The organism is Pseudomonas gorinensis (genome assembly GCF_042015035.1).
Lineage (GTDB): Bacteria > Pseudomonadota > Gammaproteobacteria > Pseudomonadales > Pseudomonadaceae > Aquipseudomonas > Aquipseudomonas gorinensis.
Map to the genome: position 1 here is coordinate 3,748,716 of NZ_CP167125.1, position 19,619 is coordinate 3,768,334.

Below are 19,619 nucleotides of genomic sequence, written 5' to 3' on the forward strand. Positions count from 1 at the left end.
GCACTTACACACGCTCCATCACCATGGCGAGGCCTTGGCCCACGCCGATGCATAGGCTCACCACAGCGTAGCGTTTGCCGCTCTGTTGCAGCGCGCGAGCGGTGCTCAGGGCCAGGCGCGCACCGGATGCACCTAATGGGTGGCCGACGGCGATGGCGCCACCGTGTGGGTTTACCCGCGGGTCGTTGAACGCAACACCCAGACCTTTCAGGCAGCCCAGCACCTGGCTGGCGAACGCTTCGTTGATCTCGATAATGTCCATATCCGCCAGGCTGAGCTGCGCGCGAGCCAATGCCTTATGAATAGCCTCCACCGGGCCGACGCCCATAATGCGCGGGGCCACACCCACGGCGGCGGCCGACAGAATGCGCGCCATCGGAACCAAGCCGTGCCGTTCGCCCGCCGCGGCCGAGCCAATCAGCAATGCCGCCGCGCCATCGTTGACGCCTGATGCGTTGCCGGCGGTAACCACACCACCTTCGGAGAGAGGATTCAGGCGAGCCAAAGCGATCAGGTCCGATTGCGGGCGCGGGTGCTCGTCCTGCTCCACCACATTGGGTGGCGTCTTGCGCCCGGTGGGCACGCTGACCGCGAGCAGTTCTTCCTGAAAGAAACCTGCGCTACGTGCGGCTTCATAACGGGCCTGAGAGCCGGCAGCAAAGACGTCGGCCTCAGCACGGGAGATGCCGTACTCCTGAGCCACGTTATCGCCCGTTTGCGGCATGCTGTCGTTGCCAAACTCGGCGACGATCTTCGGGTTGGGAAAACGGGCGCCAATGGTACTGTCGAACACCGTCAGTTCGCGGCTATAGGCCGCTTCTGCTTTAGCCATGACAAAGGGTGCACGGGACATACTCTCCACCCCGCCGGCGACAAACAGTTCGCCTTCGTTACAGGTCACTGCGCGGGCGGCATCGATCACCGCCGCCAGACCACTGGCGCACAGGCGGTTAACTGTCTGCCCAGGTACGGTCACGGGCAAGCCTGCAAGCAGTGCGGCGTGACGCGCGATGTTGCGGCTGTCCTCCCCTGCCTGGTTGGTATTGCCCAGAATCACGTCCTCGATGGCTTCGCCAGGGATGGCGTGGCGAGCGAGCAATTCGTGGATCACATGGGCGGCGAGGTCGTCTGGGCGTACCGAAGCGAGTGCGCCGCCGTGGCGGCCAAATGGCGTGCGCAGTCCCGCGAAGATGTAGGCGTCGAGCATGGGAAAATCCTAGCGTTGAGGTTCAGTCGGGAGTGGTTCGTTGTGACGCAATGAAAGGCCCAAGGCGGCCCGTCGCCGCAGCCAGGGACCCGGCCGATAACGGGGATCGCCCGTCAGTTCGGTCATGCGTTCAAGAGTGGTGAGCAAACGCTTGGGCCCGACACTATCGCCCCAGGCCAGCGGACCTTGCGGATAACCAAGACCACGGCGCACGCCTTCATCCAGGTCATCGACACTGGCGATACGCTGCTGAACGATATCGCCCGCCAGGTTGACGATCATGGCCAGTACCCTTTGGGCCACAAAGCCGACACTGTCATTGATCACACTGACGCCCACGCCATCGCGGCCCAACAGCGCATGGGCGGCATCGCGCATGTCGGCATGGGTAGCGGGATTTAGCATCAGCGTGCGGTAGCGGGCGATATCCAGCAGCGGGTCGATGCACACCGTGCGCTCAGGATCGGTGCCAAACAGGCCGACGGCGCCGGTGGCATCCAGACCGTAAGGTGCCAGCAAACACAGGGCCTCGCTGCTTGGGACCGTGCCCTCTTCGACCCGCGCGCCCACCTGCTGAAGAAGCTCGGTGAAACGTGCACGATCCTCGGGGTTTTCAGTGCCAAGCCAAACCGGCGGAAATGCTTCCAGCGCAGGTACTGCCTGTGCGGCGGGTGGATCGATCATCTGGCCGTCGGCGTATCGGTAAAACCCACGCCCGACCTTGCGCCCGACGTAGCCGGCATCCAGCATCTGGCGTGTTAGCGCTGCAGGCCGATACCGCGGTTCCTGGTAGAACTGGTTGTAGATCGACTCAATGACTGGATGGGAAACATCAAGAGCCGTCAGATCAAACAGCTCCAAGGGCCCCATGCGAAAACCCAGACCCTCGCGCAGGATACGGTCTACCTCGGCGGGTTCGGCTACGCCTTCCTTGAGAATTTGCAAAGCCTCAGTGCTATATGCACGGCCGGCGTGATTGATGATGAACCCTGGTGTGTCCTTCGCCCGAATACCCCTATGCCCCATGCGGGCAGCCAGGGCTCGGAGGCTGTCGCCTACCTGCGGGTCAGTCGCCAGACCATCGATGACTTCCACCACTTTCATCAGCGGCACAGGGTTAAAAAAATGAAAGCCAGCGATGCGTTGGGGAAGTCGGCAATTGCGAGCAATGCTGGTGACGGAGAGCGATGAGGTGTTGGTAGCCAGAATGCAGTCATCGGCAACCACGGCTTCCAACTCGGCGAGCAAGCCCTGCTTGGCGTCGAGGCGCTCGATAATGGCTTCCACTACCAGGTCGACGTCGCTCAGTTCCGTAAGGGCGCTCGCCACTTGCACGCGGGAGAGCGTGGCCAGCGCATCGGCGTTGGCAATCTTGCCTTTGTCGACCAGCTTGTCCAACGTGCCTTTCAAGCTTTCGCGGGCGCCCTGCGCAGCGCCTTCGCGACTATCAAACAGCGTGACGCGAATGCCCGCCTGAGCGGCGATCTGAGCAATACCTGTACCCATGACTCCGGCGCCAACAACCGCCATCCGGTTAATTTCACGTGTCATCGCTCATTCTCCTGAGAAGATCGCTTTGCGTTTTTCCAGGAAGGCTTGAGCGCCCTCTTTCTGGTCGCTCGAATCGAATAGCAATTGGAAGGCCTTGCGCTCCAACACCAGCGCGCTCTCCAGCGGCAGGTCAGCACCGGCCAGCATCACTTCTTTGATCTGCGCGACGGCTAGCGGCGGCAAGGCGGCGATTTCAGTGGCCAGCTCTAGTGCACGGACAATGGTCTGCTCGTCGCCCACCACTTCACTCAGCATGCCCATGGCCAAGGCTTGCTGGGCCGAGACCAAGCACCCGGTAAGGGCAATGCGCATTGCCTGGAACTTGCCGACCGCGCGGATCAGACGCTGAGTACCGCCGGCGCCCGGCATCAGGCCGAGTTTGACTTCTGGCTGGCCAAAGCGCGCCGACTCGCCGGCGACGATGATGTCGCAGTGCATGGCCAGCTCACAGCCGCCGCCAAGGGCGAAACCATTCACTGCAGCGATGACCGGCTTGGGGCAGCGGGAGATGGCTTCCCACAGCAGCTCGGTATGGCGCAGGTACATTTCAATCGGGCGCGCTTGGGCAAACTCGCGGATATCGGCTCCGGCCACAAAACAGGTGTCACCGCCGGTAAGTACAATCGCCCGCACCTGCCCATTGCGAGCCAGTGCCCGAAAGTGCTCGGCGAGTTGTTCACGCACCGCGCTATTGAGCGCGTTCTTGGCTTCTGGCCGGTCGATGCGTACGACGGCAACGCCGTCTTCTCGAATTTCCAGGTTCACTACAGATTCAGGTTCGTGACTCATACCCACCTCTAAACACGTTTCGCTATACGAAATTGCATTTCGTATTTACGAGATATCATAGGTAGGGTCGCGAATTCATGTAAATCAGAAATCTGAACTATTTTATTATTTCTTTATTAATCAATATATTATCTATCTAAAAATGAGCGTTTTGCATTTCATCTCGGCTCAAATATAATTTCGCCTGACGAAACGTACTTTTATTTGCTTGCAATTTCCAAAAATGAGGTTCTACCATGGCACGCAACAAAGCGGATCAGCAGAAGGCTGAGAGCAGCACTGGAGCGGATGAAATCGCTTTACTGAAGATGGGCATGCTCGACCCGGCCAGTGCGTCGAGTGAGGACGAAACCAGCGGCCAGTTCGTGACTGCGCTGGCACGTGGGCTGGAGCTGATGCGGTGCTTTACCCCGCGCGACAACGTGCTGGGCAATCAGGAACTGGCGCGGATGACCGGGCTACCCAAGCCGACCGTGACGCGCTTGACCAACACCCTGATGCGCCTTGGCTGCCTCAAGCGTGAGGTGCACTCGGGCAAGTACCAGCTGGATGTCGGTGTGCTGGGGTTCGGCTACGCCATGCTGTCGAATCTGTCGATTCGCTCGGTGGCGCACCCGCTGATGGAAGAGCTGGCCAATCACGCTCAAGCCGCAGTGGCAATGGCGGCCCGGGATCGCCTGCAGATGGTTTACCTGGACGTCGTTCAGGGCCAAGGCAATACCACGATGCGGCGGCAGATCGGCAGCTACTTGCCACTGGCGCAAAGCTCGGCGGGACGCGCATGCCTGGCGGCGATGCCAGAGAGCGAGCGAGAGTTTCTCCTCGACCACATGCGCCAACGCGAAGCAGCACAGTGGCCGGTGATCCGCAAGGGCCTGGATCGCGCGTTTCGCGATTACACCGATTACGGCTTTTGCCTATCGATCGGCGAGTGGCACCGCGACGTCAACTCAGTCGCCGTGCCGCTGTTACACCCGCAGTTCGGGTTACTGACCTTCAACTGCGGTGGACCGAGCTTCCAGCTTCCACGGGACAAGCTCACTGACGATATCGGGCCTCGCCTGATCAACATGGTTAACAACATCGGCGCCGCCGCTCGGTAACCCTTCAGGGTGACGGTGCACCGTACTACATCGGCCCACTTCCGGGCCCAGAGGAGCGCACATGATCCGTGATACCGAAACCCTGCAGATTCTGCTGGATTCTCTTCGCCAGTTCGTCGGTGAGGTACTGATTCCTCGGGAAAACGAGGTGGCTGAAACGGATGCGATCCCTAAGGACATCGTCGATCAGATGCGCGAGATGGGCCTGTTCGGGTTAACGATTCCGGAAGCCTATGGCGGCCTGGGCGTGACTATGGAGGAAGAGGTAAACATCGCCTTCGAGTTGGGTCGCACCTCACCGGCTTTCCGTTCCTACATCGGCACCAACAACGGCATTGGCTCAATCGGCATTTTGCTTGACGGTACAGAGGAGCAGCGCAACCAGTACCTGCCGCAACTGGCAAGCGGCGAGCTGCTCAGCTCGTTCTGCCTGACCGAGCCAGATGCCGGCTCCGATGCGGGCTCGTTGAAAACCAATGCTGTGCGTGACGCTGACAGCTACATCCTCAACGGTACCAAACGTTACATCACCAACGCGCCACACGCGGGCATTTACACGGTGATGGCCCGTACCAACCCGGAAATCAAAGGCGCCTCCGGTATCAGCGCCTTTATCGTTGAGCGCGGCACACCCGGCGTGTCGCTGGGCAAGACGGACCACAAGATGGGCCACAAAGGCGCCCATACCTGCGACGTGATCTTTGAAAATGCGCGAGTGCCCGCCAGCCAGTTGATAGGCGGCGTCGAAGGCGTTGGTTTCAAGACCGCGATGAAGGTGCTGGATAAGGGCCGCCTGCATATCGCTGCACTGAGTGTCGGCGCAGCCGAACGCATGCTGGACGATGCCCTGCACTATGCGCTGGACCGCAAACAGTTCGGCCAGCCCATCGCGGAGTTCCAACTGATCCAGGCGATGCTGGCTGATAGCAAAGCCGAAATCTACGCGGCCCGCTGCATGGTGCTGGATGCCGCGCGCAAGCGCGACGAGGGCAAGAACGTCAGTACCGAAGCCTCCTGCGCGAAGATGTTCTCCACCGAGATGTGCGGTCGTGTCGCCGACCGCTGCGTGCAGATCCACGGTGGCGCCGGCTACGTCAGCGAGTACGCCATTGAGCGCTTCTACCGTGACGTGCGGCTGTTCCGTATCTACGAAGGCACCACACAGATTCAGCAGGTGGTTATCGCCCGTAACATGATCCGCGAAGCGCAGCGGTGACACGGCACCTGCTCTGACACCAGTTGGGCTCCAGTCGCGCCGAGACTCAATAGCGCCACATCCTGGCTTCAAGGTAGTTGTTCGACATGAGTGCGTGTTCCACTGGTGTGGTCCCGAAAGCCTCAGCCTGCGAGCTTCCCGTCAACCTACCCCCAGATGAACTGCGGGGTAGCTGCACGAAACTGGAATTCCAACTACGCCACAGTAGGTCGCACAGCACAGTGCAGGCGCTGCCAGCGGCAACGATGAGGCTATAGGGAAAAGTCGAGCTGGCAATACCAGCAAGATTCACCTGGCGGTGGACGCCCACGGCTTGCCCATCGAGTTTGAAATCACAGGTGGCCAAATCAATGACTGCACTCAGGCACCCGCGTTGATTTCCAAGCTCCCGGCGGCAGAAACCATCGTCGCGGATAAGGGCTATGACAGCGAGAGAATCCGGGAGCAGGTTGAGCTACAAGGGGCCAAGGCCGTGATCCCGAGAAAGCGTAACTCCGTGAAAGGCAACGCGGATCTGGACAGAGGTCTTTACCGCAATCGGCACCTGGTGGAAAACGCCTTTGCCCGGCTGAAGCATTACCGGGCGGTGGCATCTCGATTCGACAAGCTCAAGAGAAATTACGAGAGCGTGGTGGCCATGGCCTGTGCCTTCCTATGGCTACCCATGTGAAATGGCAACAGCCCCTAGCGGTACTTAGCAACTGTTGATCGCCGGTGCGCCGGTAAATGGCGGGCTGATTGGAGAAATAATTTCTACATATAGGCGATTTACAGCGTGTTTATCGCCTTCTGTATCTCTCCTATTCTCTCTCGACTGCTCTGCTGCATTGATTGGCTGAGCCCGGACTGACCGCATGGTTAGCCCTAATCGCGCTAAACCCAACCTGAATAGAGGATCACTCCATGCCCGTTGTACGAGTCAGCTGGTTCGAAGGAAAAGACCACGCCGCGAAGGAAGCTGTCGCTGCAGAAATCACCCAGAGCATCGTGAAAAACACCGGTACCGATGCCAATTACATCTACGTCATTTTTGAAGACGTGGCGCCATCGGATTGGGCCGGTGCAGGCAAGCTGTTCGGCGACGATCCGAAGAAGACCTAAGGTCATTCGGCGTTAATGGCCAGTGGGCTGCAAGGAGTGTTACATCTTCTTTGCAGCCCGGGCTTGGCTCTTTTGTGCTGGGTAGCCGGACTCCCAGTCGACCTGCTCAAACTGTTCGACCAGAAAATTGATAAATGCCCGCACCTTGGATGCCAGGTGTTTGCGGGTTGGGTAGACGGCATAAATACCCAGTTCTACCGAGCGATACTCCGGTAGCAACTCCACCAGATCACCCCGCCGAAGATCCTCACTTACCATAAAGCTTGGCTGCAGCAAAATGCCGCCAGCAGTCAACGCAATAGATCGGCATGTATCACCGTTATTGCAGCGAATGACCGAACGCGTGTTGACCTTATGCTCGCCATCGGGCCCGGTAAAACTCCATTCGTTCCCACTGGAAAAGTTGCTATAGGCAATCACCCGGTGCTCGGCCAGGTCTTGCGGCACTTCTACTGGTGCATGGCTTTTGATGTAGCTCGGGGCTGCACACAGGCGCATCCGCGTGCTGGCAAACCGGCGCCCCACCAGTGAAGAGCTTTCCAACCGGGCGATGCGCACCGCGACGTCATACCCCTCCTCCACCAAATCGACCTGGCGATCGTTCAGGCTGATATCCAGCTCAATCTTCGGGTTTTGCTCCAAAAAGGCAGTCCACAGCGGCGCCAGGTGCAACACACCAAAACTCACCGGCGCATTGACCCGCAGCACGCCGGCAGGCTCATGGTTGCCCGAAGAAACAGCGCTTTCCGCCTCCCCCATCAACGCCAGCACTTCCCGCGCTTGCTGGTAGAAAACCCGTCCTTCTTCGGTCAGTGATAAGCGTCGCGTGGTGCGTTGCAGCAGGCGTACGCCCAGGCGTTCCTCCAGCGCATTTACATGCCTGGAAACGGCGGCCTTGGACATTTCCAGCGCATCGACGGCACCGACAAAGCTGCCCTTGTCGACCACGGCGCAAAACACCTGCATCTCCAACGCGCGATCCATTATTGCCTCACTTATCGGAACTATAAGTCACATTAAATCATGTTTATCTCGTAAATCGAATCTTTAAACTGGATCCCATCACACACAGCACGAGGCAAAAGACATGAACATTACCCTTATCGGTACCGGCAACATGGGCTCGGCTTTCGCTCAACAGTTGTCCCAGTTTGGACACCATGTTCGTATCACCGGCCGTGATCTGGACAAGGCGCACGCCCTCGCCGCGCAGCATCAAAACGTCGAAGCATTCGCCGCTGATCAGGCCCTTGGCCAGAACGAAGTGGTGATCGTCGCCACTGCTTACCAGGACGCCTTAACCGCGCTGAAAAGTCTGGGCAGTCTCGAAGGCAAAGTGGTCATCGACATCACCAACCCGCTGACAGCCGACTACATGGGTCTGACCATCGGCCACAGCACCAGTGCAGCGGAGGAAATCGCCAAGGCGCTGCCAGGTGTGGAGCTGGTCAAGGGCTTCAACACCCTGTTCGCCCAAGTGCTGGCCAGCGGTCCCACATTTGCCAACGAGCAGCAAGGCAGCGTGTTCCTGGCCAGCGATAGCGCACGAGCCAAACAAACCGCCGTTGCTCTTGCGCAAAGCCTGGGTTGGAAAACCGTGGATGCCGGCGGTTTGGTAAACGCGCGTTATCTGGAAGCGTTGGCCGGGTTGAACATCTACCTCGGCTATGGCGCAGGGCTCGGCACGCAGATCGCGCCGGTCTGGCTCAATCGTTAATTCCCACTTACCCAATGCCTGGCGCCACGGCCGAAACAGCTGTGGCCCCGGGCAACCCACACTCCCCGTATTGGAAAACACCCATGACCGCCGCTAGCCGCACCCTCCCCTATGCCGCCCTGGTACTACGCCTAATCCTTGGCGTGATGTTTCTCGCTCATGGCCTGACCAAGCTGCTGGTGTTCACCCCGGCCGGCACAGCAGGTTTCTTTGAGTCCGTTGGCTTCTCCGGCTTTCTTGCCTATCCGGTCATTGCCTTTGAAGTGGTCGGCGGCCTGTTCCTGATCCTTGGTGTACTCGCTCGCTGGGTAGCGGCCCTAGCCACCGTGCAACTGCTGGTGGCAGCAAGCGTGCACTTCGGTAATGGCTGGAGCTTCACCAACGCCAATGGTGGCTGGGAATACCCGGTCTTTCTGGCATTCACTGCACTGGCCTTGGCGCTGCTGGATGACGGAGCCTTCGCCTTGAAACGTTCAGCACGTAACTAACCGCTCGCTGCTTTCGGCCAGGTTGCCTTTGCCGGGTTCTCGCCAAACTTGGCAAGGGTAAAATCCAGAAAGCTTTTCAGCCTTGGTGTCATGCCCCGGTCCGGCGTACGCAGCACATGAAAGGGTCGAGTGGGCATGGGATATCGAGGCAGTTGGACGATCTATCCGCTTGGCTTTCAAGTCTTAAATAAACAAGGTAATCCCCCGGCTTAGCCGAGGGACTCCTTGAGGTTGACCGTGTGATGCGGTCATCAGGAACCTTCTATCTCGACCAAGAGATAGGGGTACCCAATGAGAGATTACCAAAGCCTTGCTCACACGAAGTGGGACTGTAAGTACCACGTTGTATTCATCCCGAAGAGGCGTAAGAAGGCGATCTTCGGAGCGATCCGCAAGCACCTGGGGGGAGGTGCTACATGAGTTGGCGAGGCAGCGTGAGTGCCGGATCGTGGAGGGTCACTTGATGCCAGAGCCGAGCCCGAACGATAATTTCAAGATGGAGCCGGACTAATGCGACGCGTCGTTCAGCCGACGCGTATCCGGACTTTCAATCCGTAATTCACTAACCCACCGACTTCAGTCGGTGGTTGTTTAGTGCTACCACCGGCGTAGACGAACTGATGATTGATGCGCGCATCTACGACCCGACGGCGCGTTGCCGTTCGTATCAACTGGCAGCGGAATCGATTGGAGATCTGCTCACTCACTGACAGCGTGCGCGCCGGTGACCTTCAGGTCACCCGTGCGGAACACACGTGCCAGGTAGTCAAGGGTTCAGAGGATATCGTCCACCACGCCGCCATCGACCCGCAGCGCAGCGCCGCTGGTGGCTGACGCCTGGGTGGAGCAGATATAGACGACCATATTGGCGACCTCATCGACCGTGGCCGCACGTTGAATCAACGAGGTGGGACGGTGGGTCATGACGAATTCGGCAGCGACGGCCTCCAAGGATTTGCCGGAGCGGGCAGACTCTCCTTTGAGCAGCTCAGCCAAGCCATCAGACAGTGTCGGGCCTGGCAGCACGCTGTTAACGGTTACGCCGCTGCCGGCCACACGTTTGGCCAAGCCACGCGACAACGCCAGTTGCGCCGTCTTGGTTACGCCGTAATGAACCATATCGGCCGGGATATTTCGGGCTGACTCCGAGGAGATAAACACCACCCTACCCCAACCTCGTTGGACCATGGCTGGAACCAACGCGCGGCTCAGGCGAACACCGGACATTACGTTAGTTTGCCAATAGTCTTCCCAGCAGTCGTCATCGGCCTCGAAGAAATCGGCCAAACCATAGATGCCGGCGTTGTTGACCAGAATGTCGATGGTGGGAAGCGCAGCTGTAAGAACGCCAACGCCGTCGGCATTGCCCAGATCAGCCGCGACTCCGCTGAAGGTGGCCTGCGGTACCGCTTCGCTCAAACGTGCCAGGGCTTTTTCGACCGAGCTGTCACTCCGCCCGTTGATGATCACGATAGCGCCGGTGAGCGCCAGGCCATGGGCAATGGCGAAGCCGATGCCGCCTGTGGAGGCAGTAACCAAAGCGGTCTTGCCGGCAAGATTGATGTGCATGCGTATTGACCCTCTAGCGCCAGGTAGTACCCGGCAGGTTAGATCGGTTGCTGAATAGTCAGCGGTCTTGTCCGCCGGCTACTGACTGGCGGTGTCAGGTCCGGGTAAACCCATCAAACGGATTCATGTACACCGCGCCAAAGGCATCCAGGTGCTTGCGCGTCGGCGCGTCTGGGTTGCCATAAACTAGCAGGCTGGTGATTTTCACCAGCTCGAGAAACTTTTCGCCGAACGGCGCGAAGGTTTCTTCAATATGGTTAACGACAGCATCGGCACGGTAACGCTCGATAATGTGCACCTCAGTGCGAGCCTCGTTGACGCTGTATTCGTACATCAAGGTGCCAGGCTCTTCGCTCGTAGCGGCGACAATCTTGGCAACCAGCGTTTTAAATTCAGGGAAGTCTTCCGGAGCCAGGCTTAGGGTAAAAATGCTGATGACTTCGTCTTTCATGGGGCGTCCTCACAGAAGTAAATGACCAACCCCATGCGATAGATGCAGAGGGTTGCTGAGTCAGCAGCCATGCTAAGGTAGAGCAGCAAGCTGATAAACAACCTTGAAATCACAGATAGGTAGCGTAATTTGCTACCAACTCTTGCGCCTAGGAAAACGGCAATGACCTCCGAAGATTCCTTCAGCGGCATCCATATTTTTCTCGCCACCGCCCGCTCTGCGACCTTCACAGAGGCAGCCGAGCGCCTGGGGCTGTCCAAGTCGGCCGTAGGTAAGGCGATTGCACGGCTGGAGGCACGGGTGGGTACCAGCCTGTTTTATCGCTCGACCCGCCGCTTGTCCCTGTCTCCGGATGGCGAGGCCTACTTCACCGTGTGGTCCAATGCGCTGGAGGAGATCAAGGCCACCGAGAGCAACCTCGGCAACAAGTTAGGCGTGCCCACAGGGCGCTTGCGGGTGGACATGCCGGTCGCGTTCGGTAAACAGGTGGTACTGCCGGTGCTACTGGAGATGAGCAAACGCTTCCCGCAGTTGCAACTGACCTTGACCTTTAGCGACCAACTGGTGGACCTGACGGAAGAAGGTATCGACCTGGCCATTCGTTTTGGCAGCGTCGACAACGTCCCCGGCCTGGTGGCCAGACGCCTGACGTCACACCGCTGGGTAACCTGTGCAGCGCCGGGTTATCTGGAAGAATATGGTACGCCGTTGACGCTCGAGGACATGGGCCAGCACCGCAGCATCGTCGGCTATCGCCGCGGCAGCCTAATGCCCTGGAAAATGGCCCAGGCCGGGCAATCCTTGAAGTTCTCGCCACCACCGACCTATCAGTTTGACGATGCCGAAGCGATGATTGAAGCCACGCGAGCCGGCCTCGGTATTTGCCAGATGCCGCTCTGTCTATTTGAAAAGGACATCGCCCAGCAGGTTGTTGTTACGGTACTCGAGCCCTTTGAACCGGCGCCTGTCGAGGTCCACGCACTATGGTCGAAGAGCAATCATCTGCGGCCCAAAATTCGTTACCTGGTCGACGAGTTATTGAAGCTGTATGGCCACAGCTAACGGCAGAACGGACAGCTACTGCGCGACCTTGGCGCGGGGTTGATCAACGCCAGCCCCATTAACTCAGGGTGCCACTCAGCAGCCATAGCGATGAGCGCGGACTGATCTGTAACAAAGCCAGGGAGCCCCCAAATACTAGAGCCCGCCGACCAGGGATCTACTCACCAACCTGCGTTCTGGCCAGGCGCAGGGGGCAATATTGGCACCTTGATGTGTAGCTCAGCGCTCCGGCTGGCAGCGGCCTGAAGAGTCGACAAGTGACCGCCAATTATCCCGGTTTTCGAGATAGTTATTCACCAATATCTGAGTTTATCTCCAAAATCGAATCTATAAACTTTGAGCCATCCCCAGCCAATCAGTGCGCTGTGGGTAGGCAGGTCAGTGAGCGGCGCACACGCTTTGCAACGCCGATCAGTCCACCTCTTGCTGCTGCGGCCCCAATATCTAAGCAGGATTTCAACCATGAGTCTGGCCTATCCAGTGTTGTTCGTGTCCCACGGAGCACCAACCTTTGCCATCGAACCCGGCCAGGCCGGGGCACGCCTGGCTGAGCTAGGCCGAGCGCTGCCACGGCCTAGCGCCATCGTAATCGTCTCTCCTCACTGGATGACCCGTGGGAGCGTGCGTGTAGGCAGCAGCAAGGCGCCGGAAACCATTCACGACTTCGGAGGCTTTCCGCAAGCACTGTATCGCCTGCAATACCCTGCAACCGGCAATCCTGCATTGGCCGAGCAAATCTGCAACCTGCTTTCCCGCAATGGGATTGCCGCAACTACCGAATCGAATCGAGGCCTGGACCACGGCGCCTGGGTGCCGTTGCTGCACCTATTGCCCACTGCGGATATCCCGGTGGTCCAAGTGTCCATGCCCCACCCGCTCAATCCATTGGGTGCCTGGCAGCTTGGCCAGGCACTCAAGCCGCTGCGCGATCAGGGCGTGCTGATCATTGGCTCCGGCAGTCTGACCCATAACCTTTATGAGTTCCGTAGCAACTACGGCGACCCGGCTGAGTACGTAGCGCGTTTTTCCGACTGGATCCGTGACGCCCTGCAAGCCGGTGACCTGCCAGCGCTGCTCGCCTACCGCCGCAATGCCCCGGAGGCCGAGCGTGCGCACCCCAGTGAAGAACATTTGTTGCCGCTATTTCTGGCGCTCGGTGCCGCAGGCGAGCACTACGCCGTGGATGTGCTAGAGGGCGGTGTCGCCGACGGCGTACTGGCTATGGACAGCTACCTGTTCAAAAGCCCAACCGCCACTCAGGAGATTACTCAAGCATGAACCTGCCACTAGCCATTTCAGAACTGCAGCAAGAACCGCAATCCGGCCTTGTCTATCGTCGGGTAATCCGTGCTGCTGCCCCTCGTGCACGTCTCCTGCTATTGCATGGTGTAGGCGGTAATGAAACCAATCTGGCAGGCCTTTCCGGCTTTATCCCAGAAGGAATTGAAATATTGCTGGTACGCAGCCGCCTGCAAATCGCAGCTGAGGGCTTTGCCTGGTTTCAGGTAAATTTCACCAACGAAGGCCCGGTGATCGTTGAAGAGCAAGCGGAAACCAGCCGCCAGAAACTAGTGGAGCTTGTAACTGCCTTACCACAAATGCCTACAGTGATAGCTGGCTTTAGCCAGGGCGGTATTCTCAGTGCAAGCGTCGGGCTTAGCGCCCCTCATTGCGTGCTAGGCTTTGGCTTGTTCAGCGGCAGAATTCTCCCTGAGCTGGCACCACACATTGCCAGCGCTCAAGCATTGAGTTCGCTATCGGCGTTTATTGCTCATGGCTATGGTGATAACAAGCTCCCCGTGTCTTGGGCACAAAAAGCGGATGCCTGGTTGCACCAACTGAACGTGCATCATGAAACATACCTGTACGACATGGGCCACGAAATCACCAATGAAGAAGTGGAAGATTTCATTCAGTGGCTGAAGCCTGTATTGAACATCGCCTGAGCGACCTTGATGGTGAACTCCCGCAGTAAACTTACGGAAGTGGATCTACTTCTTAAAGCGTTAGCCAGCCCCCAGCGCCGGTTGATCCTTGAGTGGCTCCGTGACCCAGAGAAACACTTTCCGCAGCAGGAACATGCATTCCTGCTCGGTGTGTGTGCCGGCCAGATTGAGCGCAAGTGCAAGTTGGCCCAATCGACCGTGTCCGATCACTTGCGCACGCTGCATCGCACAGGATTGATTACTTGCCAAAAGCTCGGCCCGATCCATTTTTTTCAAACGCTGCGAATACACCATCGAAATGCTGGTGAAAACATTGAAAGCGATGCTGTAAAGGGGATTTGAGAGCTCTGCCATGACTATTCGCGAGGACACATTTGCATCCATCGATCTCAATTTATTGGTGGTTTTTATGTGTATTTACAAGGAACAAAGTATAACGTTAGCAGCCAAGAGTCTTGGCGTAACACAGCCAGCCGTAAGCAATTCGCTGGTCAAGCTACGTGACAAATTTAATGATCCGCTCTTTACTCGTTCGGGCAGGGGTATTGTGGCAACACCGAAAGCGAAAAAAATTGCTTCTGAATTATGTCCAGCGATGAGACTGATTACAGCCACACTAGCATCGAACTTTAGATAATCCTCTTTGCAGCAGAGCACTATTGGCCTGCTCTAACCTCTCATGACTGGCGGTGTCAGGTGGACTGACAGATGACTGGAGTCTATGTCGCTGGTGGCATCATGTTATGCCGACGCAAGCTGAACATTCCTGTCTGTAATTGAGCAATCATCTGATGGCGAACTCTCATGGTTTACCGTCGCCCTTTCGATACGTATCAATAACACCAGCCACATCAAGGCCAAAGCCCAGCATTGGGTGTAATTGCTCCGCGGAAACAAAGCAGCCATCACCGGAAGTGCTGAATGGCTTGAGGCGGTCAACTGCCCGGCAGTGCAATTGGACGAGGCAAACTCGACAAAGCCTCCGCCTCCAGGCCTGGCACCATCGGCCGCAGTTGCCCGGGGAAAAAGCCGGTGCTGTCCACATAGAGCAGTACCGACTTGGCATCGCGCCAACCGACATAGCCCATCAACGCCTTCTGGTCCCAGCCACTGCGCGTGGCCCAGGTGGCAAAGCCACGGCGTAGGGAGTGGCTGCTATACAACTCGGCGGGCAATCCGGCCGCTTTCAGTACCGCCCGCAGCAGCGGGATGACGCTGTGCGGGTGCAGGCCCTGCTCGCGCAGGTGACCCCAGCGGTCAATGCCGCGGAACACCGGACCGCGGGCGATGCCGGCGACACAGATCCAGTCGTTGTAGGCCTGCACCGGGCAGAGGCGGGCCAGCGCCGGCGCACTGTAGGTCTGTCCCTGGTTGTCACGGTCGCCCTTGCTCCACGGCAGGAACAGCTGCATGCCCTCCCCCGGCCGTACCTGGATGTGCTCGACCTGCAGGCGGCACAGTTCGTCGCTGCGAAAGGCGCGCCAGAAGCCGATCAGCAGCAATGCGCGATTACGCCAGCAGCGCAACAGCTGCGGCAGGTCGCCCTCGTCCAGTGCTTTCTCGCCCGCCCGCTCCAGCCACGCCACGCACTGCTCCAGTTCGCGCAGCTGCAGCGGTTCGGCCTGCTTCTCCGGCTTCGGGTGCAAGGTACGAATGCCCTTGAGGATCTGACGAACCAGCGGGGTCTTGGTCGGATCCGGGAAGCCCTGGCTGACATGCCACTGCGCCAAGGCCGCCAGGCGCAGCTTGAGGGTGTTGCTGGACAACGTGGCGGCGTGATCGACCAAGTAACGCACGATGGCATCGCTGGTCGCCGGCAGAAAGCCGCCCCAGGCGACCTCGAAGTGCTCGAGCGCTTGCCGGTAGCTGCGCCGGGTGTTGGGGCGGGTACCGGCCTGCAGGTACCGCTCGATCTCGTGGCTCATCGACGCACATCCCCTTGATGTACTGGTGAGCGACTGCCAAACGACGAAAAAATCGCCTCACCTTGGATAATTAAAGATTATCCGACCTTATTTATTGGATAGTGGAAATATAATACGTTGGACGTATCATATATTACTGATCAGATGCCGTTGATCGACGAGCCCACCCTAGACCCCAGTAGATTGGCGTTGAAGGCTCAGGAGGCGGCCGCAGGCTTTGTTGCCAGCGGCACCGCCGAAAACACGGTACGGAGCTATCGCAGCGCCCTCGCCTACTGGTCGGCTTGGCTGCACCTGCGCTACGGCGTTGCGATGGGCGATGCGCCTGTACAGTCGACTGTAGTCATTCAGTTCGTGGTGGATCACCTGGCGCGCCCACTGGCAAATGGTGCATGGACCTATCTGCTACCGCCGACCATCGATGCCGCGTTAGTCGCGGCACGTGTGAAGGCAAAGCCGGGACCTCTGAGCTACAACACGGTATGTCATCGGCTTTCGGCACTGGGCAGGTGGCATCGCTTCAACAACTGGGAAAGCCCAACTGAAGCACTGGCAGTGAAAACGCTGCTGCGAGATGCGCGAAAAGCCCAGGCGCGCCAGGGGGTAGTTGTCCGCAAAAAGACGGCAGCTGTGGTGGAGGCTCTGGAGGCCATGTTGGCGACCTGTACGGATGGCATTCGCGGTACTCGTGATAGCGCCCTCCTCCTGATGGCGTGGAGTGGCGGCGGGCGTCGTCGATCCGAGGTGACCGGCCTGCAGGTCGACGATGTGCGCAAACTGGATGAAGACACTTGGCTCTATACGCTGGGCGTCACCAAAACAGACACCACGGGATCCCGTCGCGAAAAACCTCTGCTGGGTCGCGCTGCACACGCGTTGACGGCTTGGCTCATCGCCGCGCCCGCCGATACCGGTCCGCTTTTTCGGCGCCTCTACAAGGGCGGCAAAGTCAGCCCGTTCGGACTATCGTCTGATCAGGTAGCACGGATCGTTCAGCGCCGCGCCAAATTGGCTGGCCTCGACGGCGACTGGGCCGCGCACAGCTTACGCTCGGGCTTTGTAACGGAAGCGGGTCGCCAGGGGGCCCCATTGGGTGAAGTGATGGCCATGACTGAACATCGCAGTGTCGAAACCGTTATGGGCTACTTCCAAGCCGGAGTGCTGCTGAGCAGCCGCGCCTCGATGTTGCTTCAACCCCTGCCCGCCCCATCAGGCCCAACCAACCAGCCTGACTAGCGGTCGACGCACCGCGTCGGAAAATGCCGCGCACGCGTGTCCTATTGAGAGGTGGAGCTCCTGGTTATGAGTCCATTGCACGGTAGCGGAATTGATGCGCAACCCCAGCTGGGCACTCGCAACTCCGGGTGTAACCAATACATGACCGCATGGCGACGCCCAAGCAGCCAGCATCTCAGCATGCTTCGTCTACTCGGGTAGTTAAGCAAACAGCTGGCGGCCCTGCGCTAGACAGCGAAGGCTCCGTCGCAGGGGCAAGATAGTCAAGTGCTTACCAGTCGCTGTGGCCTGCGCTCGCCTTATGAATACGCCTGGTCGGCAGGTGCGCTTCAAATACCCACACTGAAAGTCTTACCAGACTCGACCCTGTGCTTGCTGCACAAGTCGCGAAGCTTTTTTTCCGAACCGTCAGGATGAATTTGTACGAGCACGCCATCCTTCGCCATTATCAGTGAATGCCCTGCGGCAACCGCACGCAGATACGCAGCATTAGTGGCGACGGCGGCCAGCTTAGGAATCATTGCCTCTAGTCGGTCTATTTCATCATCACTGAGTTCGCTCATGCTCTGTTCTCTGCTCCTGCCAGCCTGATGTCGATGCTGCCCGTAGAAAAGATATCCATGAGCGACCCTACGCCCCGATCACAGGTAAGTCGATCCCATTTTTGACGCACACAGTGAAGCCTCGACTTAGCCGCTCAGCACTCCACAGCGTACGTGCAAATTCGAGTCGATGTGACAGCAGCCTTGATGTGAACAAACCATCGTAGCCGTAGCAAGATGAGTGCATTCGCTTCTAAGCATCTGAGCCCTCTTCAGGTGGACAAAAAATGCCGTCAGCCCTTGGAAGGCTAGACCGCCAGCTGTCACCGGGCATGATCCGGCACATGTACAGATCGAACAGCGGCGCGGTAAAAGCGGCGCCGTTGTGGGGCGGCGACCAGATCATCCCTTTGCTAATCAGGGAGTTGCGAATTGAGGTGAGAGATCGGCTTGTACGGCCCAGGGATGCCGCAATGTCGCCCGAACGATGAGGCCCCTCCCCAAGCGAAGCCATGGCGCGCAAATAAATGTGTTCTGCCACGGTCATTCGGTCGAGTCTTACCCTAAAAAAACCTTCGTCCAGAGCAGCAATAACGTGCCCGGACGCCTTCTGGACGTCTGCAAGCGTGATGTGGTTATTCTGCCCTGCGTCCCAGACATGACTGCCCCACTCTTGAATGAAATAAGGGTAGCCGCGTGTGAGGTGAGCAACCATGTCGGCCGCTTCTGAGTCTACAGTCACGCCCTCGGCCTCCGCTGGTTTTACAAAGGCCAGACGCGTCTGGTGTGGCTCCAGCGAACCGACCTCTAGGTAGTCGAAGAGGCGCTTCGCGTGGTTTTTCACATGTCCAGCAGGGTGTCGGAGTTGTGGGAGGCCTGCACCGACGAGGGCAACCGGCAAGATCAATCGCGAGACGCGATGCAGCGCTGCGATAAGCGCGGCGAGCTGTTCTTCTGCTACGTTTTGCAGCTCATCCACGAAAATAACAAGGACGGTGTGAGCTGCTTTGGCGGCTTCACCGAGTTTAGTCAGCAGGGTTGTAAATTCCTCCTCGAGATCACCTTTGCCCGCCAGAGCTGCCTCGGCTTCGTAGTCAATACCGACCTTGAGATCGCTGAACTTCGGCTCCAAAGCCTTGGCAAAACCGGCTAAGGCTCGCAGTCCAGTTATCGCTGCGTTCTTGGCAGGTACGATACAGCTCAGCCGCAGCAAGGCGAGACGGAGCTGTGGCGCGAGTATCGCTGGCAGAGAGCGATACTCGGATGACTCAACGTAGACGGCGAGATTGCCCGAGGCTTCGGCATCTCGCAGCATCTGGTTCAACAGTACTGTTTTGCCGACACCCCGCACCCCAACCAGGATTACGCTTTTGGCAGGTCGGCCCACGCGAATTCCCCCGATCGACTGACGGACCCGCTCGCGCAGTTGATCGCGACCTGCCAGCTCAGGTGGAGGCGTACCAGCGCCAGGGGAGTACGGATTGCAGACGGGGTCCATATGCACCCGCGTTAATAGGAATAGCGAACAGCGGGAATGGGCCGATAAACAGCTAAATCCAAGCTTTTCACCCCGCCATCACCTGCATACCCGAGACTCGGCAAATGTTGGTCCAGCTGGAGTTACCTATCAAGCCAAGCTGCCTCCGTCATTGAAAAAAATCATCGCGAGCGACCCGTCCGAAATTGCCTAAGTCTTCGTCGACGTCGATGAACATG

Annotated in this window: 19 protein-coding genes and 3 pseudogenes; 13 read left to right on the forward strand and 9 right to left on the reverse strand. The window is 58.4% G+C overall.

Translation table 11 applies throughout. From position 1 onward, the window contains the following. Positions 1-4 precede the first annotated feature (4 nt). Genes AB7933_RS17095 through AB7933_RS17105 form a run of 3 tightly spaced genes read right to left on the reverse strand, consistent with a single transcriptional unit; the run spans position 5 to position 3,547 of the window. A complete protein-coding gene (locus AB7933_RS17095; RefSeq protein WP_023048093.1) occupies positions 5-1,207 on the reverse strand; it encodes a 3-oxoadipyl-CoA thiolase in 1,203 nt (400 codons plus the stop codon). Positions 1,208-1,216: 9 nt separating this feature from the next. Continuing rightward, positions 1,217-2,758, reverse strand: coding sequence for a 3-hydroxyacyl-CoA dehydrogenase (locus AB7933_RS17100; RefSeq protein ID WP_023048092.1), 1,542 nt, complete (start codon positions 2,756-2,758; stop codon positions 1,217-1,219). Between the two features lie 3 nt (positions 2,759-2,761). Beyond that, positions 2,762-3,547: an enoyl-CoA hydratase gene (locus AB7933_RS17105; protein WP_023628973.1), complete on the reverse strand. Its 786-nt coding sequence runs from the start codon at positions 3,545-3,547 to the stop codon at positions 2,762-2,764. Positions 3,548-3,783: 236 nt separating this feature from the next. On the opposite strand from AB7933_RS17105, the gene AB7933_RS17110 reads away from it, so the two are divergent. The 4 genes and pseudogenes from AB7933_RS17110 to AB7933_RS17125 all read left to right on the forward strand — a co-directional run bounded on the left by AB7933_RS17110 (position 3,784) and on the right by AB7933_RS17125 (position 6,967). Continuing rightward, positions 3,784-4,650 carry an IclR family transcriptional regulator gene (locus tag AB7933_RS17110; RefSeq protein ID WP_023048090.1) on the forward strand — a complete coding sequence of 289 codons (867 nt, stop codon included), beginning with the start codon at positions 3,784-3,786 and terminating at the stop codon, positions 4,648-4,650. 61 nt (positions 4,651-4,711) lie between these two features. Beyond that, a complete protein-coding gene (locus AB7933_RS17115; RefSeq protein WP_023048089.1) occupies positions 4,712-5,866 on the forward strand; it encodes an acyl-CoA dehydrogenase family protein in 1,155 nt (384 codons plus the stop codon). A gap of 214 nt (positions 5,867-6,080) precedes the next feature. Next, positions 6,081-6,536 (forward strand): annotated as a pseudogene (locus tag AB7933_RS17120) (IS5 family transposase); the annotation flags it as partial. Positions 6,537-6,769: 233 nt separating this feature from the next. Further along, positions 6,770-6,967 (forward strand): tautomerase family protein, encoded by a 198-nt coding sequence (locus tag AB7933_RS17125; protein WP_023048087.1) that lies wholly within the window; start codon positions 6,770-6,772, stop codon positions 6,965-6,967. Between the two features lie 39 nt (positions 6,968-7,006). Here AB7933_RS17125 and AB7933_RS17130 read toward each other — a convergent pair whose 3' ends face one another. Next, the gene (locus tag AB7933_RS17130; RefSeq protein WP_023048086.1) at positions 7,007-7,951 is read right to left on the reverse strand and encodes a LysR family transcriptional regulator; all 945 of its coding nucleotides are present in this window, start codon (positions 7,949-7,951) and stop codon (positions 7,007-7,009) included. A gap of 88 nt (positions 7,952-8,039) precedes the next feature. On the opposite strand from AB7933_RS17130, the pseudogene AB7933_RS17135 reads away from it, so the two are divergent. From AB7933_RS17135 to AB7933_RS17145, 3 genes and pseudogenes are all read left to right on the forward strand, one after another. Beyond that, positions 8,040-8,684 (forward strand): annotated as a pseudogene (locus AB7933_RS17135) (NADPH-dependent F420 reductase); the annotation flags it as partial. 83 nt (positions 8,685-8,767) lie between these two features. Next, positions 8,768-9,172 (forward strand): DoxX family protein, encoded by a 405-nt coding sequence (locus AB7933_RS17140; protein ID WP_023048084.1) that lies wholly within the window; start codon positions 8,768-8,770, stop codon positions 9,170-9,172. 291 nt (positions 9,173-9,463) lie between these two features. Further along, positions 9,464-9,638: pseudogene (locus AB7933_RS17145) on the forward strand (transposase); the annotation flags it as partial. A gap of 308 nt (positions 9,639-9,946) precedes the next feature. Here AB7933_RS17145 and AB7933_RS17150 read toward each other — a convergent pair. Together AB7933_RS17150 and AB7933_RS17155 are read right to left on the reverse strand one after the other, a co-directional pair. After that, the gene (locus tag AB7933_RS17150) at positions 9,947-10,741 is read right to left on the reverse strand and encodes an SDR family NAD(P)-dependent oxidoreductase (RefSeq protein ID WP_023628975.1); all 795 of its coding nucleotides are present in this window, start codon (positions 10,739-10,741) and stop codon (positions 9,947-9,949) included. 94 nt (positions 10,742-10,835) lie between these two features. Next, complete coding sequence (locus tag AB7933_RS17155) at positions 10,836-11,192, reverse strand: putative quinol monooxygenase (RefSeq protein WP_023048080.1); 357 nt, start codon at positions 11,190-11,192, stop codon at positions 10,836-10,838. Positions 11,193-11,354: 162 nt separating this feature from the next. Between AB7933_RS17155 and AB7933_RS17160 the strand changes: the two genes are divergently transcribed. The 5 genes from AB7933_RS17160 (at position 11,355) to AB7933_RS17180 (ending at position 14,837) form a co-directional block, all read left to right on the forward strand. Next, the gene (locus tag AB7933_RS17160) at positions 11,355-12,254 is read left to right on the forward strand and encodes a LysR substrate-binding domain-containing protein (RefSeq protein ID WP_023048079.1); all 900 of its coding nucleotides are present in this window, start codon (positions 11,355-11,357) and stop codon (positions 12,252-12,254) included. Positions 12,255-12,716: 462 nt separating this feature from the next. Beyond that, on the forward strand, positions 12,717-13,532 hold the full coding sequence (locus tag AB7933_RS17165) for a DODA-type extradiol aromatic ring-opening family dioxygenase (protein ID WP_023048078.1): 816 nt from the start codon (positions 12,717-12,719) through the stop codon (positions 13,530-13,532). After that, positions 13,529-14,200: an alpha/beta hydrolase gene (locus tag AB7933_RS17170; protein WP_023048077.1), complete on the forward strand. Its 672-nt coding sequence runs from the start codon at positions 13,529-13,531 to the stop codon at positions 14,198-14,200. Before AB7933_RS17165 ends, AB7933_RS17170 begins: the two co-directional genes overlap by 4 nt. A 9-nt stretch (positions 14,201-14,209) precedes the next feature. Next, positions 14,210-14,542, forward strand: a complete 333-nt coding sequence (locus AB7933_RS17175; protein ID WP_223194054.1) for an ArsR/SmtB family transcription factor — start codon at positions 14,210-14,212, stop codon at positions 14,540-14,542. 10 nt (positions 14,543-14,552) lie between these two features. Further along, on the forward strand, positions 14,553-14,837 hold the full coding sequence (locus AB7933_RS17180; protein WP_071576115.1) for a LysR family transcriptional regulator: 285 nt from the start codon (positions 14,553-14,555) through the stop codon (positions 14,835-14,837). A gap of 298 nt (positions 14,838-15,135) precedes the next feature. Here the strand turns inward: AB7933_RS17180 and AB7933_RS17185 are convergent, their stop codons facing one another. Then, a complete protein-coding gene (locus AB7933_RS17185; RefSeq protein WP_023628979.1) occupies positions 15,136-16,125 on the reverse strand; it encodes a site-specific integrase in 990 nt (329 codons plus the stop codon). A 117-nt stretch (positions 16,126-16,242) separates the two neighbouring features. On the opposite strand from AB7933_RS17185, the gene AB7933_RS17190 reads away from it, so the two are divergent. Then, positions 16,243-17,361: a site-specific integrase gene (locus AB7933_RS17190; RefSeq protein WP_028688847.1), complete on the forward strand. Its 1,119-nt coding sequence runs from the start codon at positions 16,243-16,245 to the stop codon at positions 17,359-17,361. A gap of 329 nt (positions 17,362-17,690) precedes the next feature. Here AB7933_RS17190 and AB7933_RS17195 read toward each other — a convergent pair whose 3' ends face one another. Further along, on the reverse strand, positions 17,691-17,924 hold the full coding sequence (locus AB7933_RS17195) for a hypothetical protein (RefSeq protein WP_023048074.1): 234 nt from the start codon (positions 17,922-17,924) through the stop codon (positions 17,691-17,693). A 232-nt stretch (positions 17,925-18,156) separates the two neighbouring features. Further along, the gene (locus AB7933_RS17200) at positions 18,157-19,401 is read right to left on the reverse strand and encodes an ATP-binding protein (protein ID WP_023628980.1); all 1,245 of its coding nucleotides are present in this window, start codon (positions 19,399-19,401) and stop codon (positions 18,157-18,159) included. Between the last annotated feature and the right edge of the window lie 218 nt (positions 19,402-19,619).

Excerpts from the sequence above, each read along its gene's own strand:
- AB7933_RS17095 (WP_023048093.1), bottom strand. The coding sequence starts at position 1,207 with ATGCTCGACGCCTACATCTTCGCGGGACTGCGCACGCCATTTGGCCGC.
- AB7933_RS17100 (WP_023048092.1), bottom strand. The coding sequence starts at position 2,758 with ATGACACGTGAAATTAACCGGATGGCGGTTGTTGGCGCCGGAGTCATG.
- AB7933_RS17105 (WP_023628973.1), bottom strand. The coding sequence starts at position 3,547 with ATGAGTCACGAACCTGAATCTGTAGTGAACCTGGAAATTCGAGAAGAC.
- AB7933_RS17110 (WP_023048090.1), top strand. The coding sequence starts at position 3,784 with ATGGCACGCAACAAAGCGGATCAGCAGAAGGCTGAGAGCAGCACTGGA.
- AB7933_RS17115 (WP_023048089.1), top strand. The coding sequence starts at position 4,712 with ATGATCCGTGATACCGAAACCCTGCAGATTCTGCTGGATTCTCTTCGC.
- AB7933_RS17125 (WP_023048087.1), top strand. The coding sequence starts at position 6,770 with ATGCCCGTTGTACGAGTCAGCTGGTTCGAAGGAAAAGACCACGCCGCG.
- AB7933_RS17130 (WP_023048086.1), bottom strand. The coding sequence starts at position 7,951 with ATGGATCGCGCGTTGGAGATGCAGGTGTTTTGCGCCGTGGTCGACAAG.
- AB7933_RS17140 (WP_023048084.1), top strand. The coding sequence starts at position 8,768 with ATGACCGCCGCTAGCCGCACCCTCCCCTATGCCGCCCTGGTACTACGC.
- AB7933_RS17150 (WP_023628975.1), bottom strand. The coding sequence starts at position 10,741 with ATGCACATCAATCTTGCCGGCAAGACCGCTTTGGTTACTGCCTCCACA.
- AB7933_RS17155 (WP_023048080.1), bottom strand. The coding sequence starts at position 11,192 with ATGAAAGACGAAGTCATCAGCATTTTTACCCTAAGCCTGGCTCCGGAA.
- AB7933_RS17160 (WP_023048079.1), top strand. The coding sequence starts at position 11,355 with ATGACCTCCGAAGATTCCTTCAGCGGCATCCATATTTTTCTCGCCACC.
- AB7933_RS17165 (WP_023048078.1), top strand. The coding sequence starts at position 12,717 with ATGAGTCTGGCCTATCCAGTGTTGTTCGTGTCCCACGGAGCACCAACC.
- AB7933_RS17170 (WP_023048077.1), top strand. The coding sequence starts at position 13,529 with ATGAACCTGCCACTAGCCATTTCAGAACTGCAGCAAGAACCGCAATCC.
- AB7933_RS17175 (WP_223194054.1), top strand. The coding sequence starts at position 14,210 with ATGGTGAACTCCCGCAGTAAACTTACGGAAGTGGATCTACTTCTTAAA.
- AB7933_RS17180 (WP_071576115.1), top strand. The coding sequence starts at position 14,553 with ATGACTATTCGCGAGGACACATTTGCATCCATCGATCTCAATTTATTG.
- AB7933_RS17185 (WP_023628979.1), bottom strand. The coding sequence starts at position 16,125 with ATGAGCCACGAGATCGAGCGGTACCTGCAGGCCGGTACCCGCCCCAAC.
- AB7933_RS17195 (WP_023048074.1), bottom strand. The coding sequence starts at position 17,924 with ATGAGCGAACTCAGTGATGATGAAATAGACCGACTAGAGGCAATGATT.
- AB7933_RS17200 (WP_023628980.1), bottom strand. The coding sequence starts at position 19,401 with ATGGACCCCGTCTGCAATCCGTACTCCCCTGGCGCTGGTACGCCTCCA.